Source organism: Nocardiopsis codii, assembly GCF_036327455.1.
In the GTDB taxonomy this organism is placed as follows: domain Bacteria; phylum Actinomycetota; class Actinomycetes; order Streptosporangiales; family Streptosporangiaceae; genus Nocardiopsis; species Nocardiopsis codii.
On sequence record NZ_JAUZMY010000012.1, the window covers coordinates 75,298 to 93,421 of the forward strand.

Here is an 18,124-nt window from a genome sequence, read left to right on the forward strand (position 1 = left end):
CCCGACCTCCCGGAGGAGGGCGGCCCGACCACCCGCGCGGGACCGTCCTGCTCCGCGGGAGCCCGCCCGGCCCGGGACGGCCGACCGCCGGGGAGGGCCCTGCCCAGGCCCCGCCGCGACGACCGGGGTCAGACCTTGGCGAGCGGCCACGACCCGTCGATGACCGCCTCGGGGTCCCGGCCCCGCCGCAGATAGGCCTGGAAGGAGGCCGCCTGGTCGGCCTTCCAGCCGACCTGGGCGGCGTGCAGGTCGTCCACGCCCATCTCGGCCAGCTCGGGGTGGGCGGCGCCGAGCTTCCAGGCGAGGCGGGCGGCGGCGAGCGCGTCGGCGGAGGCCCCGTGCGCCTGCTCCTCGTCGAGGGGCACGCCGTGGTGCGCGCACACGTCCACCAGCGTGCGGCCACCCCTGCGGTAGGGGTCCATCTGCTTGTCCAGCACCAGGGGGTCGACGACGCGCAGCTGCCCGAAGTAGCTCACCCCCGAGCCGTGCCGTTCGAGTTCGGCGGAGAGCAGGCCGAGGTCGTAGGGAGCGTTGTAGATCACCACGGGCAGGCCGTCCACCACGACCCGCTCCAGGGCGGCCCCGATCTCGGTGACCACCTCGGCGGCGGGACGGCCGTGCTCACGGGCGTGCTCGGTGGTGATCCCGTGGATGGCGGCGGCCTCCTGGGGGATCTCCACGCCGGGGTCGGCCAGCCAGGTGACGGCCTCCTTGCTGCGGGCTCCGGGGTCGATCCTCCACAGTGCTGCGGTGACGATCCGGTCGGTGGCCAGGTCCAGACCGGTGGACTCGAAGTCCAGGGCGGCCATCGGTTGCGTGTGCCAGGTCATGACGTCCTTCGGGTCGGATGGTTCCTACCTTCCCGCACCTGGCGTCCCACACCGGAAGACGCGCGGGTTCTGACCGGCGCGGACCGGGCGTCGACGCGGACGCCGGCGGGCGGTCGGTCGGTCCGCGCCGCCGGGGCGAGTCGGCTCCCACAGACCGCGGGGCCCGGGAACGGGGTCGCGGAAGGAGCGGGACAGACGGTCGGGCAGGCCCGACAGGTGTGGCAGGGGCCGTCCCGGCGCGCGGTCAGCGGGCCGGGGCGGCCTCCCGCACCGGGAGCGGTCGGCGGGAGAACTCGCCGCCGCGCGCCACCACGGCGAAGGCCATCACGCCCAGGCCGACGAGGGTGATCAGCGCCCCGGTCCACAGCGGCGACGTGTAGCCCAGCCCCGCGGCGAGGCCGAGACCGCCGGCCCAGGCGCCGAGGGCGTTCCCGACGTTGAACGCCGCGATGTTGGCGCCGGAGGCGAGCGTGGGCGCCCGGTCGGCGAACCCCATGATGCGCATCTGGAGCCCGGGGACGGTCGCGAACCCGAACCCGCCCATCAGCACCAGGGCGACCAGTGTCGCCCAGGGGATGTGGGCGACCAGCGCGAACGCGGCCAGGACCAGGGCCAGACCGGCGATCAGCACCAGGAGGGTGCGGCCGGGGTCGCGGTCGGCGAAGCGCCCGCCGAGGAGGTTCCCGGCGAACAGTCCGACGCCGATGAGGACGAGCAGCCACGGCACGGACGCCGTGGTGAACCCCGTGACCTCCGTGAGGGTGAACGCGATGTACGTGAACCCGCCGAACATTCCGCCGAAGCCGAGCACGGTGACCGCCAGGGAGAGCCACACCTGGAGGCTGCGGAACGCGCCGAACTCGACGCGCAGCCCGCCGGACCCGCTGTGCTCCGCCTTCTCGGCCGCACCGGTGCCGGGGACGAGCGCGGCGATGCCGACGAACGCGACGATCCCGATGGCGGTGATCGCCCAGAAGGTGGAGCGCCATCCGAGGGCCTGGCCCAGGAAGGTGCCGAAGGGGACGCCGAGGACGTTGGCGGTGGTCAGCCCGGCGAACATGACGGAGATCGCGGCGGCCCTGCGGTGCGCGGGCACGAGGCCCGCCGCGAGGACCGCGCCGATGCCGAAGAACGCGCCGTGGCACAGGGCGGCGAGGATCCGGCCGGCGAGCATGACCTCGTAGGTGGCGGCGAGCGCGGAGACGGTGTTGCCCGCGATGAACAGCACCATGAGGAGCAGGAGTGCGCGCTTGCGGTTGACGGTGTGCAGGAGGGCCGTCAGCCCGACGCCGCCGACCGCGACGGCGAGCGCGTAGCCGGAGATGAGGTGGCCGGCGACCGTGGGCGTGACGCCGAAGTCGGCGCCCACCTCGGGCAGCAGGCCCATGATGACGAACTCGGTGAGTCCGATGCCGAAGCCCCCGATGGCGAGGGCGTAGAGCGCGAGCGGCATGAGGAGTACTCCTCCGAAATGATCGTTGCGCATGCACTAGTTGCAGACGCAACGAAAATAGTTGCACACGCACCCTACCGGCGCAAGCTGCTATTATGTGCTCCCCAGCACGCCGCTGGCCGACGGAAACGGGGTGTGGCCATGGGCATCGCCGACGACGCCGTGGAGATCCGCGCGCACGGATGGCGCACGCTCGCCGCCGTCCACGGGCTGATCGAGGCCTCCCTGGAGAAGGCCCTCCAGTCGGGGCACGGCATCTCCGTGGTGGAGTACACCGTCATGGACGCCCTCGACCGCCAGGACGGGTGGCACATGCGCATGCGCCAGCTCGCCCGCGCCGCCGCGCTGTCCAACAGCGCCACCACGCGCCTGGTCACCAGGTTGGAGGACCGCGGCCTACTCACCCGCGTACTGTGCGCGGACGACCGGCGCGGCATCTACACCGAGCTCACCCAGGCCGGGATGGCCCTGCTCGCCGAGGCCCGGCCCACGCACGACGCCGTGCTCCGGGAGACCCTGGACGAGGCGGCCCGGACGCCGGAGCTGGCCCCCCTCGTGGGGGCGCTGCGCGACCTCGCTCCCGTGGAGGCCTGACCGGGCCGGGGCCGGAGGACAGGTGCCGGAGGACAGGGGCCGGAGGGCCGGGGCCACGCCGGAGGTCGCGACCTTGCGGGAGACCCGCCGACAGGGGCGGATACAGGGGATCCGCGGAATGTCCCTGGCGCCGCGGGCGGCCCGAGGGCAGCACGAACACGGCGAGCCCCTGGGGACCCCCCGTCTTCCAGTCAACCGCGACAGTCCCCCACCACACCAGCCCCGACCCCCACCTGTGGACAACGCCCCCCGGGCCCCGGATCTCGGCTACGGCGCGGCACCGCGACCCGTTCGAGGGCAGCACGAACACGGTGAGCCCCTGGGCCCCCCGTCTTCCAGTCAACCGCGGCAATCCCCCACCACACCAGCCCCGACCCCCACCTGTGGACAACGACCCCCACGGCCGCCTCGGGCTACGGGCCCGCCCCCGGGACCCGAACCCCGAGACCCTGCCCCCAGGCCCCCGGACCTCGGAGCGGACACCCCCGCCCCCTCACACCCCCTGACCGCCTCCTCCGCCGCGGCCGCCCGTGAGCACCGCCGCGACCTCCCGCGCGATCCGGGCCGCGGACTCCTCCGCGACCTGGGTGGACGCGCCCGCCAGATGCGGGGTGGCGAACACCCCCGGGCGCCGCAGCAACGGGTCGCCGGCCGCCGGGGGCTCGGGGTCGAACACGTCCAGCACCGCCCCGCGCAGGTGCCCCGCCTCCAGGGCCCGGTCCAGCGCGACCGCGTCCACCAGCTCACCGCGCGCGGTGTTGACCAGCAGCGATCCTGGGCGCATCGTCGCGAGCGCCGCCGCGTCCACGATGTGCCGGGTCTCCTCCGTCAGCCGGGCGTGCAGGCTCACCACGTCCGACCCGGCCAGCAGCTCGTCCAGGCCCACCATGCGGGCGCCCGCGCGGAGTGCCGTACCGGCGTCGGCGTAGGGGTCGTGGGCGAGGACTGTCGCCCCGAAGGCCCCCAGCAGTTCGGCCACCCGCGCCCCCACCGCGCCGAGGCCGACCAGCCCCACCGTGGCCGCGCGCAGCTCCAGGCCGGTGCGCTCGTACCGGAACCCCTCAGCGTCCCACCGGCCGCGCGCCAGGCCCGAGGCCGCGGCGGGCAGACCGCGCATCGCGCAGATCATCGTGCCCACGCAGTACTCGGCGACCGCGCCCAGATTGCGCCCGGGGAGGTGGACCACGGGCACCGACGCCTCCGCCGCCGCTGCGAGGTCGACGTTCACCGGGCCGCCCCGGGTCACGCCGATCACCCTCAGGGTGCCGCGGCCCGCCTCGACCACCTCACGGGTGACGGGCGCCAGGTGGGTGACCAGGGCGTGCGCGCCCCTGGCCAGTGCGGCCAGCGCGGCGGGGTCCCCGGAGGCCTCCCTGACCCCGTCGACGTCGGCGAAGGGCGAGGTCGGCCAGGCGGAGTCGAGGCGGGCGATCCTCGTAGGGGGCCCGGGCGCTCCGGTACCGGAGTCCGTGCCCAGCTCGGCCTCCAGCGCCCTTGCGAGCAGGTCCGCGGAGATGAACCTGTCCCCGGCGCAGACCAGGCGAAGAGTCTCGGTCATCGCAGTCGCTCCCCCGTGTCGGGATCGAAGAGGTGGACGTGTTCGGGTCGCGCACCGACCAGGACCGGAGCGCCCGGGTCGAGGGTCACCCCGCCGGGCGTCTGGACGACGAACCGGCTCCGCGCCCCGGGCCCGCAGGCCGCTCCCTCCGGGGCGCGGGCGCCGGCGAGGTCGACCGTGGCCAGCCCGAACTCCATGAGGTACTCGAACACGCCGACGGTCGCGCTCAGCGCGGGACGCGCCGAGCCCCGCTCGACCACCGCGCAGTCCTGCGGACGCAGCCCGACCTGGACCCGGGTCCCCGCGCGGGCCCGGGAGGCGGTGGGAAGGGTCCCCGCTCCCCCGACGCGGACGGCCCCGCCGCCGTCCGCGACCGTGCCCTCGACCAGGTTGATCGAGGGCTCGCCCACGAAGTCGGCGACGAACCGGTTGGCGGGGTCGTCGAAGATCTCATCCGGTGTGCCGAACTGCTGGATCAGCCCGCCGTCCATGACCGCCATCCGGTCCGCCAGGCTGAGCGCCTCCAGCTGGTCGTGGGTGACCACAATGGTGGTGTAGCCGAACTCGCGCTGGAGCACCTTGAGTTCGCGGCGCACCCGCTGGCGCTGTCCGGCGTCCAGGTGGGACAGGGGTTCGTCCAGGAGGAGGACCGGCGGGTTGCGGACGAGTGCCCTGGCCAGGGCCACGCGCTGCTTCTGGCCGCTGGAGAGCCCGGCGGGGCGCAGGTCCAGCAGGTCGGTGATCTCCAGGCGCTCGGCTATGGCGGCCACGCGGGCGCGGACGTCGCGGGCCCGGCGGGCGCGCAGCCCGTACGCCAGGTTCTCCCGGACCGACAGGGGCGGGTAGAGGGCGTAGCTCTCGAAGCCGACGCCGACGTCGCGCCTGCCCGGGGGCAGGCCGGTGACCGCGCGGTCGCCGATGACGACCTCCCCCGAGGTCACGGTCTCCAGTCCGGCGATCATGCGCAGGGTGGTGGTCTTGCCGCAGCCGGAGGGTCCGAGGAGGGCGACCATCTCCCCCGGCTCGATGGCGAGGTCGATGCCGCGTACCGCCGCGAAGGGCTCGCGCCCGCGCGCCGCGTAGGTCTTGCGGAGGTCTCGCAGGGTGAGGCTCCGGGCGACCGGGGCCGCCGCGTCCGTGTGGACCGTCATCGCGTCCCCCCGACCGGGAGCGCGCCGCCCACCCGGGGCGCGTACGGCGATCGGTCCTCCGCCCGGCCGGCGAAGACGTGGACGCGGTCCCAGCCGACCGCGAGGGTGACGTCGTCGCCCTCGCGGACCCGCGGGTCGTCGGTGACCGTGATGACGGTCCGACCGGACACGTCCACGCTCAGCTCGCGGGAGCGTCCCAGGCGTTCGACCAGGACGACCCGTCCGCGCAGGACGAGTTCCCTCCCGGCGTCCTCCCGCGGCGCGGACGGGCCGAGGAGCCGCAGGTCGCGGGGGCGCAGTCCGAGCAGGACCCTGTCGGTGTCGGGCACCGTGCCGGGGAGGGCGACGGTGATTCCCCCGCCGTCGGTGGTGGCCAGTCCTGCGTGCACGCGGGCCTCCAGCAGGTTCGTCTCGGGCTGTCCCAGGGAGCGGGCCACGAAGGTGTCCGCCGGGGTGTCCCACACCTGGGCCGGGGTTCCGACCTGGACGAGCCGCCCCTCGCGCAGCACGCCGATCCGGTCCCCCAGCGCCAGGGCCTCCTGGTAGTCGTGGGTGACGTAGACGGTCGTGGTGCGCGCCATGCCGCTGAGCTGCTTGAGCTCGGCCCGCATGGTGGCGCGTAGTTTGGCGTCCAGGTGGGACAGGGGTTCGTCCAGCAGGTAGACGTCGGCGGGCCTGACCAGCACCCGCCCCAGGGCGGTGCGCTGTCGCTGGCCGTTGGACAGCTCACGCGGGTAGCGGCCGAGCAGGTGGTCGATGCCCAGGGTCCGGGTGACGTCGGCGACGCGGGCGCGGCGCTGCTCGGGCGTCCACACCCCCAGGCGGCCGGAGCGCAGGGGCGAGGCGAGGTTCTGCTCCACGGTCCTCTGCGGGTAGAGGGCGTAGCTCTCGAAGGCCATCGCGACGTTGCGCTCGTAGGGCTCCGCGCCGGTCATGTCGCGACCGCCGATGACGACCTGGCCGGTGGCGCCGTCCACCAGCCCGGCGACGCACTTGAGGGTGGTGGTCTTGCCCGCGCCGGAGGGGCCCAGGACGACGAAGAACTCGCCGTCGGCGACCTCCACGTCCAGGCCGCTGAGGGCGGTCTTCCTTCCGTAGCGGGCCCCGAGCCCGCGCAGTTCCAGGGAACTCACGACTTCACCGCCCCGAACGACAGGCCGCGCACGAGATAGCGCTGGATGGACAGGGCCACCAGGAGGGGTGGCAGGGCCGCGAGGAGCGCGGCCGCGGCGGTCAGGTTGTAGAAGGCCTGCCCGCCGCCGCCGAGGAAGCGGGTCACGGCCACGGTCACCGTGGGGTTCTGGCTACCGGTGAGGATCAGCGGGAACACGTAGTTGTTCCACGCGAAGATGAACGCCAGCAGCGCCGACGCGGCGATGCCCGGGCGCACCAGCGGGAGCGCCACCATGAGGAACGCGCGGGTGCGGGTGTAGCCGTCCAGGAGGGCGGCCTGTTCCAGTTCCTCGGGCATGTCCTGGAAGTAGGACCGCAGGATCCACACGATGAGCGGCAGGGTGACCAGCTGGAGCACCCACACGGTGCCGACGGCGGAGTCGAACAGCCCGAGCTGGTTGTAGATGATGAAGAGCGGCACGATCACCATCAGCTCCGGTGCGAACCGGAACGACAGGATGGTGAACATGATGTCGTTGGACCCCCGGTACGCCCAGCGCCCGGCCGCGTAGGCCGCGGGGATGCCGATGGCGAGGGACAGCAGGACCGCGCCCAGCGAGGTGACCAGGCTGGTGAACAGCGCCCCGGTGAAGTCGACGCTGGTGAGGCGCACCCCCTCCTCGCTGAGGACGGTGGCGAAGTTGTCGAGGGTCGGCGTGAACACGAAGTAGGTGGAGGTCTGGTCGGCCCTGGACTTGAGGGACAGCAGGACCATCCACAGGATCGGGAACAGCGAGAAGGCGAACCACAGGACCAGCAGGAGGTCGGCCCCGGCGGAGGCCGGGGAGAACCGCCGGTGTCCGGGTCGGCGGGTGGCGGTCACGGCTCAGTCCTCCGATCCGGCCGCGCGGCGCTGGGCCCGGCCCAGGACGCTGACCAGGTAGCGGGCGGTGATGAACACGATCACCCACAGCAGCAGCATGTAGGTGCTGCCGAGGGAGAAGTTCAGGTTGGTGATCGAGTTCTGGAAGGCGCCGACCTGGAGGGTGCGGGTGGCCCCTCCGGGCCCTCCGGCGGTGAGCACGTACACGTGGTCGAAGACCTTGAGCGAGTCCATGAACCGGAAGATCACGGCGACGAGGATGTAGGGCCACATCATCGGGAGCATGAGGCGCCGGAACATGTAGAACCAGCTCGCGCCGTCCACGTCGGACGCCTCGAAGGGCTCCCGGGGCAGCGAGCGGATGCCCGCCAGGACGAGGATCGCGACGAACGGGGTGAAGATCCAGACGTCGACGAGCATCACCGACCACAGGGCGCGGTCCTCGCTCAGCCAGTCGAAGGTGGAGCCGAGCCCGAGGACGTGGTTGAGGACGCCGAACTGGGGGTTGAACATCAGACCCCAGATGACGCCCGCGATCACCGGGGCGATCATCAGCGGCAGGATCAGCAGGCGTTCCAGGAGCCTGCCGACGAGGCTGGCGCGGAAGAGCAGCAGCGCGATGCCGACGCCGAGGACCGTCTCGACGGTGGTGGCCGCGACGGCGTAGGTGGCGGTGACGCGCACGCTGGACCAGAACACGGGGTCGCCGAGGGTGCCGGTGATGTTCCGCAGGCCGACGAACACGGGTTCGGGGACGACCGCCGAGTAGTCGAGGAAGGCGTAGTAGGCGCCCAGGACGAACGGGTAGAGGATGCCCGCGATGATGAGGACGGCGGGGACGGACAGCAGGTAGGGCCGGAGTGCGCGCCGCCATGCGGGCACCCGGCGGACGGGGTCGTCGCGGACGGGCCCGCTCCCGCCCGCCTCCGGAGGTGCGGTGGTCGTGCTCACGTGCTCGCCTCCCTCACTCGGTGTCGAGGGCGTCGGTGCTCGCCTGCGCCAGGGCGTCGAGCCGTTCCTCGGCGTCGTCGCCCGCGTAGATGTCCTGGAGGGCCACAGCCCAGTTCTCGGTGTTCTCGAAGAACTGGGTCTGCGGGGTGAAGTGGATCCTCGTGGAGTCGATGACCCGCTCGAAGGTCTCCTGGTAGCCGGGGAAGTCGCCGAGGCCGGCCTTGAACGCGTCCTCGAACACGGATTCGCGGGTGGGGTCGGCGAAGCCCAGCTCTCCGGTCTGCACGGCCTGGCTCTGGGCGTCCCTGCCCGTGGCCCACTGGATGAAGAGCCAGGCGGCGAGCTTGTTCCGCGACGCGGAGCTCATGGCCAGCGACCACGTCCACAGGTTGGTGTCGTAGTTGCCGTCGGGGCCCGCCGGGCCCGGGTGCCAGGCGAGGTTGCCCGCCTCGGCGCTGTTGCCCGCGATGTTCTGGGGGTAGGTGGCCGAGTCGGCGTCGTAGACCATCATGGCCGTGCCGGACCCCAGGTCGGCGGTGCAGTCGGGGTAGTCGTACGTGGTCCAGGAGGTGGGTCCGGCGTCGCGCGCCAGGTCGACCCACTTCCGGGTGAAGTCGACGGCGGCGTCCGAGTTCATGGCGGCCACGAGGCGGTCGCCCTCCAGCGTGTAGTCGACGCAGCCCTCCCTGGTGAACTGGGTCATGAACCCGGGGTGGATGGTCGCCCAGGAGCGTGAACCCCGGAAGGCGAGGCCGTAGGTGTTCTCGTCGCGGTCGGTGAGGTCGACGGCCAGCTCGCGGAGTTCGTCGAAGGTCTCGGCCGGCCGGATGCCGCGCCGGTCGAACTCGGCCTTGTTGTAGCAGAGGACGTTGGTCTCGAACCCCCAGGGGATGGCCCACTGCCCGCCGGTCCCCAGCGGGCTGCCGACGGCGAAGTCCCAGGACGTGGAGGTGCGCAGGCCCTCGTAGATGTCGTCGAAGTCGTACTCGTCGGCGGTGGCGGACTCGTTGTCGATCCAGGGGCGCAGGTCCTCCATCCAGCCGGGAGGGCCGTAGGTCCAGATGAAGTAGGCGCCGGTCATGAAGGCGTCGTAGTTGCCCGCGCCGCTGGCCAGCTCGGTGTTGAGGCGGGTGTAGTAGTCGGCCTCCGCGACGAGGTCGGCGTTGACGGTGATGCCGGTCAGCTCGGTGAACTGTGCGAGGAGCGGCTGGAAGGCGACCTGGTAGGGGTGCGGGGTCTGCAGGACCGAGATCTCCGCGCCCTCGGCCTTGCGCCAGTCGAACGCTCCGGTGACCTCTCCGGCCCCGTTCTCTCCCCCGGAGATGCCGCCCGTGCCCAGACCGCAGCCGGGCAGCAGGACGGCCCCCGCGGCGGCCGCGCCGCCCGCGCCGAGGAGGCCCATGGCACGGCGGCGGGACAGGCCCGGGACCCCGGCGACGGGGGGCGTGCCGGGGGTGCGCGGGAGGCGGGGGTTCCTTCTGGGGTTCATCGTGCTCTCCAGGCGGTGGTGGGGGGTGGTGTCCGGCGGATCGCCGCCGGGGGCGGGCCGGGGTGTTTCAGGCGGACGGCCCGGGGTTCCGTCACATGGCCGGTCCCCGGGGCCCCGGGGGCGAGGGGGGCGTCGGAGGCTCCGGATCGGCGGGGTGTGCGGTGCCCTGCGGTCGCGGGGAGGTACGCGGAGGGCCGGGGGGTTCCCGGTACGTCGGGAGGTTGAGGGACAGCAGGGCGGGCGGCGCGGAGGGGTCGGCGGGGACGCGCAGCCGGGTGACCGCGGCGTTGTCCAGCCGGGGGAACACGCGCCGGTAGTGGGCGAGGGGGATGCCCAGCCAGGAGCACAGGGCCAGGCGCAGCGCGGTGTTGTGCCCGACGACGAGGACGCGCCCTCCGGTGTGGTCGTCGGCGAGGGTCCGCAGGGCGTCGCGGACGCGGGCCGCGACCTCTGCGGGGTTCTCGGCTCCGGGAAGCGGGTGGGCGGCGGGGTCGGCGCGGAAGGCGTCCGCAGCCCCGGGGTGGCGCAGGTCGGTCTCGGCGAGGGTCAGCCCCTCCGCCAGCCCGAAGTCGGCCTCGGCGAGGCCGGGCAGGACCACGGGATCCACGCCGAGCGCCCCGGCCGCCGGCAGGGCCGTGGCCCTGGCGCGGCCCAGCGGGGAGCAGGCGACCGCGTCGTGGGGGTTGCCGCGGGCCCACCGGGCGAGCGCGAGGGCCTGGTTCCGCCCGGTGCCGTCGAGGGCGATGTCGGAGCTGCCCGCGTACCGGTTCCCGGCGTGCCAGACGGTGCGGCCGTGCCGGACCAGGGACAGCTCCGTGGATGCGGGGGTCACGCGGTGGCCTCCCGCGGGGCCCGGGGCGCCCCGATCCACCCCTTCTCGCGGAGGGCCGCGACGAGGCGCCGGTACCCGTGGTCGAGTTCGTCCGCGCGGGACGGGTCGGGTTCGTAGCGGTGGGCGACGCGGACCATGGCGCGCGCCGTCGCGGCCAGTCGCCCCGCGGGGGCGCGGGCGATCACGGCGGAGCCGAACGCCGACCCCGTGTGTGCGGGGACCAGCACGGTGCGGCCGAGGACGTCGGCCCGCAGCGCGGTGAGCCAGTGGTTGCGGACGGCGCCGCCGACGGCGGTGACCGGCCCGGCCGTGTCGGCGCCCAGCGCCGCGAGGGCGTCCAGGGAGAGGCGTTCGACGTAGGCCAGTCCGTGGGCGATCCGGTTGAGGCGCGCGGCGGGGTCCGCGGGACCGCTGCCGGGGCCGACGTCGAAGCCGCGGGCGCCGGGGACGGCGAACGGGAACCGCTCGCCGGTGCCCGCGAGGGGGTACGTGGCGCCGCCGGGGACGCCGAGGCGGAGGGCCCGCGCGGTGAGCTGGTCGAGGTCGTGGCCGCCGAGGTCGGTGTTGAGGCGGCCCGTGCCGGTGCTGGAGGCGCCCCCGGGCAGCCAGCCGCCGTCCGGGTTGCGGTGGTTGTACACCACGCCGGAGGGGTCGCGGAGCGGCTGGGGCGCGGCACCCTTGAGGACGAGCGTGGTGCCCAGGGACGAGCACCAGAGCCCTGGTTCGAGCGCGGCGGTGGCGACCTGGGCCGCGCAGCCGTCGGTCATCCCGGCCCTGACGGGGGTGCCCTCGGGGATGCCGGAGGCGCGGGCCGCCGCCGGGGTGACGTGGCCGACCGTCGTACCGGGGGCGACCACGTCGGGCAGGACCGCCGGGTCGATCCCGAGGCTGTCGATCAGGGTGTGCGGCCAGCTGAGGCTGCGGGGGTCGTAGCCGGTCTTGAGCGCCTGGCTGGTGTCGGTGGGCACGGCCTCTCCGGCGAGGCGTCCGGAGAGGTGGTCTCCCTGGTGGGCGGCGCGCAGCCCGGGGGCGAGGCGCCCCTCGCGGGCGAGGCGGACCAGCCGGGGCAGGGCCCAGGTGGACTGGACGTGGCCGGCGCCCAGGGCGCGGATGGCCGCGGTCTCGTCGGCGGCCCGGGCGTCGTCGTACATCAGGGCGGGGCCGACGGGGAGCGCGTCGGCGGTCTGGAGGAGGAGGGTGCCGGAGGTGCCGTCGACGCTGACGGCGCCGACGGGGCGACCGTCACCGGGGTCCCGTGCAGCGAGGGCTGCGCGGGTGGCCCGGCAGGCGGCGCTCCACCACTCCTCGGGGTCCTGTTCGTGGCGGGGCCCGTCGCGGTGGTCGCGGAGCAGGGTGTCCTCTCCGGAGCCGACGACCGTGCCGTGGTCGTCCACGAGGACGGCGCGGACGCCCTGGGTGCCGAGGTCGACGCCGAGCCAGAGTGCGTCGTGCCTGTCGGCGGGGTCGGAAGGAGCTTCACGTCGTGAACCGGCAGCGTGCACCGCGGATCCTCTGGTCGGAGGCGGACAGGACTGTGACCTGCTTCACCTTCGGTCGTGGTGTCGGCCAACGTAAAACCGCGTTCTTCTCATGTCAAGGTGTGTTCGTCACACGAATTTCGGTGATGTTCTCGCGGAAATGTCGCCGGCTTCCCCGAAGAAGCAGCTCAATCGGGGTGTGCCTCTCCGTGCTCGCCCAGTCGGATCGCGTGAAGTTCACACCGAGGCTTGACACGCGACTGCCGTCCGGTTGAGATGTTCGGCAACACACCGACGAACGACGGGGGACACGCACCGTGGCGGTCAAGGCGGACCCGAGCGAGCACGACCGGGCCGAGGACGAACGGCCGTCCGGGCCCGGGGACCGGCGGTCCCTGATCACCGCCCTCGTCCTGGACAACGGGTCGGTGTCCGCCCAGGAGCTGGCCGAACGGTTCGGGGTCTCGGTCATGACCATCCACCGGGACCTGGACGAACTCCAGCGCCAGGGGGTGCTCCGCAAGGCGCGGGGCGTGGCCACGGCCCAGCCCAGCGGCACCTTCGAGTCCAACGTCGAGTACCGCAGGCGGGTCAACGCCGACGCCAAGCGCGCCATCGCCGCGCGGGCCGCCGCGCTGATCGAGCCCGGCATGTCCGTGCTCATCGACGACTCCACGACCGCCGGGCGGCTCATCCCCCACCTGGCCGAACTGGCGCCGCTCACCGTGGCCACCAACTACCTGTCCGCCCTCACCGAACTGTCCCGGGTGCGGGACGTACAGGTCGTCGCCCTCGGCGGCACCTACGACGTGCAGCACGACTCGTTCCTGGGGACGACGTGTGTGGAGGCCATCCGCTCGATGCGCTTCGACGTCGCCTTCGTCAGCACCTCCGCCGTGACGGCGGGGCACGCCTTCCACCAGGAGGACCGGATCGTGGCGGTCAAGCGCGAGATGGTCGCCGCCGCCGAGACGTGCCACCTGCTCATCGACCACTCCAAGCTCACCCGGAGCGCGCTGCACCGCCTCCTGCCGCTGGAAAGGTTCTCTTCCGTGATCGTCGACTCCGCGACCCCCGAGGAACACCTCGCCCAGCTCCGCGAACACGACGTCCTCGTGGAGGTGGCGGGCGATGACGGCTGAACCGGGCCGCGCGGGCCCCGACGACCGGTCCGGCCCCTCCCGCCCCGTGGTCGTCTTCGACCTCGACGGGGTCGTCGTGCGGACCGAGCACCTGTGGGAGGAGTCCTGGGCGGCGTACTGCCGGCGCCACGGAACTCCCTGGACACGTGACGACACCCTGCGGGTCCAGGGCATGAGCAGCCCCGAGTGGTCGCGCGACGTGGCCGACCGCGTCCGCCTCCACACCGGCGCCCGCGTGGAGCCCGCGCACGCGTACGAGTCCTGCGTCGCGCACATGCGCGACGCCCTCCTCGCCGGTCGCGGCCCCCTGCTCCCCGGCGCCCGCGACCTCCTCGCCGACACGGCGGCGGCGGCCGTGATCGGCCTCGCCTCCTCCGCGGCCCGCCCCGTCATCGACACCGTCCTGGAGCGCGAGGGACTGGCGGGACTGTTCACCGCCACGGTCTCCAGCGAGGAGGTCGCACGGGGCAAGCCCTCCCCCGACGTCTACACCGAGGCGCTGCGCAGACTCGGCGTCCCCCCGGCCTCCGCGGTGCCGCTGGCCGTGGAGGACTCGGCCAACGGCATCCGTGCGGCCAGCGCGGCGCACATGCGCGTCGTGGCCATCCCCAACCGCGACTACCCGCCCGGTGACGAGGCCCTCGCCCTCGCCGACCACGTGGCCTCCGACCACGACGACGCCCGCGCCTACCTGCGGTCGGTCCTGGACGCCACCCCCTGACCCGGCCCGCCGAGGCCGCAGTCCCCGCAGTCCCCGCAGTCCCCGCAGTCCCCGCAGTCCCCGACGGCGTGAGGAGACCCCATCCCATGTCCCGACTACTCAACGACACCACCACTTTCCGTGAGGACGTGCTCACCGGCCCGCCCCAGGCCTGCGGCCGGTTCCTCGAACGCGTGGACGGAGCCTCCGGGGTCCTCCGCCGCCCCCGTCGCCGGGGACGGGCCGCGGTGGGCCTCGGCGGGGGCGCAGGCCACTACCCGGCCTTCGCGGGCCTGGTCGGCCCCGAGCCGGCCCGGCGCCCGGTCAGGGGGTGGTCGGCCCACGAGCTCGACCCGGCGTCCCCCGCCGGCACGAAGGCCGCCAGGACCAGCGCCTACGAGTCCGGGGCGCCCGACGACGCGCACGGGCCGCCGGGAGCACCGCGCACGCGGGGCGCCGGGGGGATACTGGGGCCCACAGGAGCACAGGGGCCGTCCGGGGCCCCGGGGGACACGGATTCCGAGGAGAGGCCGGGGGCGGCCGGGATGACGGGACGCGCGGGGACCACCGGGCCGGTCGAGGGCACCGGTTCCGCGGCGGGCGCGCGTGCCCGGGGCGCCTCGCAGCCCCCGCCGGCCGCGGAGGCCTCAGGACCGACCGGCTCCTTCGGGGAGGCCGCACCGTGAGCGGCGGAAGGACCCTCCTCGGGGTGGACGTGGGCACGTCCGTGGTCAAGGCGGTCGTGTTCGACGAGACGGGGGCCGCACTGGCCGTACGCGGGCGCGACCTCGCCCTGGTCCACGGGCCGGACGGAGCGGTCGAACAGGACCTGGAACACGTCCTGGCGGGGGTGTCGGAGGTGGCCCGCTCGGTGACCGCCGAGGCGGCCACCGCACCGGACCTGGTCGCGGTGACCGGACAGGGCGACGGGTGCTGGCTCACCGACGCCGACCACCGGCAGGTGCGCCCCGCCATGTCGTGGCTCGACGGGCGCGCCTCGGAGATCCTCCGGCGGTGGAACCGGACGGGCGTCACCGAGAGGGTCTACCGGGAGAACGGCACGACGATGTTCCCCGGTACGGCCGCCCCTCTGCTCGCCTGGCTCGACGAGCACGAACCGCGTTCCCTGGACCGGGCGGCGACGGCCGGGTACTGCAAGGACGCGGTGTTCGCGCGGCTGACCGGACGGCGCGCCACCGACCCGAGCGACAGTTCGATGCCCTTCGGCGACGGCTCCGGGAACGGCTACAGCGACACCGTGCTGGAACTGACCGGTCTCACCGGGCGGCGCGACCTCCTGGCGCCCGTCTCGACCACCCCCGGGGCCGCCCTGCACGCCGACGGCGCCCGCCTCCTCGGGCTCCCGGAGGGGACCCCCGTCAGTTCCGGTCCCTTCGACTTCCCCGCCTGCGCGGTGGGAGCGGGTGTGCGCGACCCCGGCGACGCGCTGATGATCGTCGGCACGACCCTCGGGTGCATGGTCCTGGTCGACCGCCTCGACACGGAGGGGACCCCGGCCGGGTTCCACGTCTCCACGGGTGCCCGGGACCGGTGGCTGCGGGCGATGCCCGCGATGGTGGGGACCGCCTCCGTGGACTGGCTGCTGTCCGTCCTCGGGCTCGACGTGGAGGGCGTGGGCCGCTCCCTGGCGGAGAGCGCTCCGGGGGCGGGAGGGGTGGAGGTGCTGCCGTACCTGGCCACGTCGGGCGAACGGGCGCCGTTCGTGGACCCGCGGGCGGCGGGCCAGTTCACCGGCGTCCGGCTGACGACGTCGCGGGGCGACCTCGTGCGCGCGGTCTGCGAGGGGCTGGCCTACGCGGCCCGGCACTGCTTCGACGCCGCCGGTTCGTCGGGCCGGCTGCTGGTGTGCGGCGGGGGCTCCCGGTCCCTGCCGTGGCTCCAGGTCTTCTCGGACGTGCTCGGGGTTCCGCTGGAGACGGCGCGCGCCCCCGAGGTCGGCGCACGCGGCGCCGTCCTGTCGGCGGTGGGCGACGGGGTGGACCGGGCCGCGTGGACCGCCCCTGCCGCGACCGTGGAACCGGACCCTGCTCTGCGCTCCCACTACGACGACGGCTACGGGCGCTACCTCGCGCACCTGGAGGCGGCCCGCCCCCTGTGGCGGCCCCTCGCGTCGGGGCCGGTAGCCGGACGGGTGCCGCGCCCCTCCCCCGCCACGGACGACGCGGAGGTCTCCCGTGGGCTCTGAACCGCACAGGCTCTCCCCCGCCGACCGGGACCGCGTGCTGTCGCGGGCCCGGGGCTCCCATGTGGACGTCGTCGTGGTGGGCGGCGGGATCACCGGTTCGGGGTGCGCGCTCGACGCCGCCGCCAGGGGCCTGTCCGTCCTGCTGGCCGAGGCCGGGGACCTGGCGGGGGGCACGTCGTCGCGCTCGGGCAAGACCGCGCACGGCGGGCTGCGCTACCTCGAACAGCTCAACTTCTCCCTGGTCGCGGAGGCGCTGCGCGAACGGGACCTCATGATCGGCGTGACCGCGCCCCACCTGGTGGGCGCCGAGCCCTTCCTCCTCCCGACCACCCGGTGGTGGGAGCGCCCGTACTTCGGCGCGGGGGTCCTCGCCTACGACGCCATGGCGCTGGCCCGGCGCAGGGGAGCCGGGGTGCCCGCGCACCGCCACTTGACCCGGCGCGGCACGCTCGCCCTCGCCCCCGGGCTGGACGCCTCCGTGGTCACCGGCGGCATCCGGTACCACGACGGGCGTATGGACGACGCCCGCCACACCCTGGCCGTGGCGCGGACCGCCGCCGCCCGCGGTGCGCTCGTCCTCAGCCACGCCCGGGTCACGGGGATGCGGGTGGAGGGCGGCCGGGTGCGCGGCGTCGCCGTCCGCACGGCCGAGGGCGATGAACTGGAGGTGTCCGCGGGCGCCGTGGTCAACGCCGCCGGCGTGTGGGCGGCGGACGTCCAGGCCATGGCCGGCGAACCCGCCTTCGCGGTGCGCCCCGCCAAGGGCGTGCACCTGCTGGTGGAGCGCGACGCCTTCGACTCGCGGGCCGGCCTCATCGCGCGGGCGGAGGACTCGGTGATCATCCTGCGCCGCTGGTACGGGCGGTGGCTGCTGGGCACCACCGACACCGGGTACGACGGGGACCGCGCCTCTCCCGGCGTGGACGCCGAGGACGTCGACTACCTGCTGCGCAACGTCAACCGCTACCTCGAACGGCCGCTGACCAGGTCGGACCTGCTGGGAGCCCATGCCGGGCTGCGACCGCTGCTCGCGTCCAGGGACACCTCGACCACGTCGGCGCTCTCGCGCGACCACGCGGTCCTGACCGACCACGGGATGGTGACTGTCGTGGGCGGCAAGTACACCACGTACCGCCTGATGGCGCGGGACGCGGTGGACGCGGCCGGCCGTGTGCTGGGCCGGAGGCTTCCGCCGTCGCCGACGGCGCGGATCCCGCTGGTCGGCGCGCGTGACTGGCCGGGCGTCGCGGGCCGGGTGGCCCAGCTGTCCACCGAGTACGGGGTCGCGGAGCACCACGTGCGGCGCATGCTCGGGCGCTACGGCGACGAGACGCCGCACGTGCTGGCGCCGGTGCGGCACGATCCCGGCCTGGGCCGGACCGTGGCGGGCTACCTGCTGGCGGAAATCCGCCACGCGGTGACCCACGAGGGCGCCCGGACCCTGGAGGACGTCCTTGCCCGGCGCACCCGGATCGCGCTGGAGGCGCCCGACGGGGGCCTCGGGCAGGCGCCCGCCGTAGCCTCCCTGGTGGCGCCGCTGCTGGGCTGGGACGGGGCCGGCGCCGAACGGGAGGTGGCCGCGTACCGAGCGGCGGTCGGCCGCGACCGCGCGGCGCTGGGAGGATGACGCCTGCGCCGCACCCGCACCCTGCACCCCCTGAGCCCCGTGAGCACCAGGGACGCGCAGGTCGTCCACAGGCTCCGACCCGGGGTGGTGCGCCGGGTCCCCCGTGCCCTAGCTTCG

16 protein-coding genes are annotated in these 18,124 nt (G+C 74.4%); 6 read left to right on the forward strand and 10 right to left on the reverse strand.

Annotated elements, in window-relative coordinates; genetic code table 11:
* Window positions 1-128 precede the first annotated feature (128 nt).
* Both Q8791_RS14040 and Q8791_RS14045 read right to left on the reverse strand, forming a co-directional pair.
* Window positions 129-830 carry an exonuclease domain-containing protein gene (locus tag Q8791_RS14040; protein WP_330092125.1) on the reverse strand — a complete coding sequence of 234 codons (702 nt, stop codon included), beginning with the start codon at window positions 828-830 and terminating at the stop codon, window positions 129-131.
* A 244-nt stretch (window positions 831-1,074) separates the two neighbouring features.
* Complete coding sequence (locus tag Q8791_RS14045) at window positions 1,075-2,283, reverse strand: MFS transporter (protein ID WP_407942001.1); 1,209 nt, start codon at window positions 2,281-2,283, stop codon at window positions 1,075-1,077.
* Between the two features lie 141 nt (window positions 2,284-2,424).
* Here Q8791_RS14045 and Q8791_RS14050 point away from each other — a divergent pair, with 141 nt between their 5' ends.
* The gene (locus Q8791_RS14050) at window positions 2,425-2,877 is read left to right on the forward strand and encodes a MarR family winged helix-turn-helix transcriptional regulator (RefSeq protein WP_330092127.1); all 453 of its coding nucleotides are present in this window, start codon (window positions 2,425-2,427) and stop codon (window positions 2,875-2,877) included.
* Between the two features lie 493 nt (window positions 2,878-3,370).
* Here the strand turns inward: Q8791_RS14050 and Q8791_RS14055 are convergent, their stop codons facing one another.
* The 8 genes from Q8791_RS14055 to Q8791_RS14090 all read right to left on the reverse strand — a co-directional run bounded on the left by Q8791_RS14055 (window position 3,371) and on the right by Q8791_RS14090 (window position 12,356).
* Window positions 3,371-4,435 carry an NAD(P)-dependent oxidoreductase gene (locus Q8791_RS14055; protein WP_330092128.1) on the reverse strand — a complete coding sequence of 355 codons (1,065 nt, stop codon included), beginning with the start codon at window positions 4,433-4,435 and terminating at the stop codon, window positions 3,371-3,373.
* On the reverse strand, window positions 4,432-5,586 hold the full coding sequence (locus Q8791_RS14060) for an ABC transporter ATP-binding protein (RefSeq protein ID WP_330092129.1): 1,155 nt from the start codon (window positions 5,584-5,586) through the stop codon (window positions 4,432-4,434). The genes Q8791_RS14055 and Q8791_RS14060 overlap by 4 nt, the downstream gene beginning before the upstream one ends.
* On the reverse strand, window positions 5,583-6,719 hold the full coding sequence (locus tag Q8791_RS14065) for an ABC transporter ATP-binding protein (protein WP_330092130.1): 1,137 nt from the start codon (window positions 6,717-6,719) through the stop codon (window positions 5,583-5,585). Before Q8791_RS14065 ends, Q8791_RS14060 begins: the two co-directional genes overlap by 4 nt.
* Window positions 6,716-7,582 carry a carbohydrate ABC transporter permease gene (locus Q8791_RS14070; RefSeq protein WP_330092131.1) on the reverse strand — a complete coding sequence of 289 codons (867 nt, stop codon included), beginning with the start codon at window positions 7,580-7,582 and terminating at the stop codon, window positions 6,716-6,718. The genes Q8791_RS14065 and Q8791_RS14070 overlap by 4 nt, the downstream gene beginning before the upstream one ends.
* A 3-nt stretch (window positions 7,583-7,585) precedes the next feature.
* Entirely contained in the window at window positions 7,586-8,533 is a 948-nt protein-coding gene (locus Q8791_RS14075; protein ID WP_330092132.1) for a carbohydrate ABC transporter permease, read from the reverse strand.
* Between the two features lie 13 nt (window positions 8,534-8,546).
* On the reverse strand, window positions 8,547-10,022 hold the full coding sequence (locus Q8791_RS14080; RefSeq protein ID WP_330092133.1) for an extracellular solute-binding protein: 1,476 nt from the start codon (window positions 10,020-10,022) through the stop codon (window positions 8,547-8,549).
* Between the two features lie 91 nt (window positions 10,023-10,113).
* Window positions 10,114-10,854, reverse strand: a complete 741-nt coding sequence (locus Q8791_RS14085) for a histidine phosphatase family protein (RefSeq protein ID WP_330092134.1) — start codon at window positions 10,852-10,854, stop codon at window positions 10,114-10,116.
* The gene (locus Q8791_RS14090) at window positions 10,851-12,356 is read right to left on the reverse strand and encodes an FGGY-family carbohydrate kinase (RefSeq protein ID WP_330092135.1); all 1,506 of its coding nucleotides are present in this window, start codon (window positions 12,354-12,356) and stop codon (window positions 10,851-10,853) included. Before Q8791_RS14090 ends, Q8791_RS14085 begins: the two co-directional genes overlap by 4 nt.
* 293 nt (window positions 12,357-12,649) lie before the next feature.
* Here Q8791_RS14090 and Q8791_RS14095 point away from each other — a divergent pair, with 293 nt between their 5' ends.
* From Q8791_RS14095 to Q8791_RS14115, 5 genes are all read left to right on the forward strand, one after another.
* Entirely contained in the window at window positions 12,650-13,474 is an 825-nt protein-coding gene (locus Q8791_RS14095) for a DeoR/GlpR family DNA-binding transcription regulator (protein WP_330092136.1), read from the forward strand.
* Window positions 13,464-14,195: an HAD family hydrolase gene (locus tag Q8791_RS14100; protein ID WP_330092137.1), complete on the forward strand. Its 732-nt coding sequence runs from the start codon at window positions 13,464-13,466 to the stop codon at window positions 14,193-14,195. Before Q8791_RS14095 ends, Q8791_RS14100 begins: the two co-directional genes overlap by 11 nt.
* 86 nt (window positions 14,196-14,281) lie before the next feature.
* A complete protein-coding gene (locus tag Q8791_RS14105; RefSeq protein ID WP_330092138.1) occupies window positions 14,282-14,860 on the forward strand; it encodes a hypothetical protein in 579 nt (192 codons plus the stop codon).
* Window positions 14,857-16,380, forward strand: coding sequence for an FGGY-family carbohydrate kinase (locus Q8791_RS14110; protein ID WP_330092139.1), 1,524 nt, complete (start codon window positions 14,857-14,859; stop codon window positions 16,378-16,380). Before Q8791_RS14105 ends, Q8791_RS14110 begins: the two co-directional genes overlap by 4 nt.
* Window positions 16,370-18,007, forward strand: coding sequence for a glycerol-3-phosphate dehydrogenase/oxidase (locus tag Q8791_RS14115; RefSeq protein ID WP_330092140.1), 1,638 nt, complete (start codon window positions 16,370-16,372; stop codon window positions 18,005-18,007). The genes Q8791_RS14110 and Q8791_RS14115 overlap by 11 nt, the downstream gene beginning before the upstream one ends.
* The last annotated feature ends 117 nt before the right edge of the window (window positions 18,008-18,124 follow it).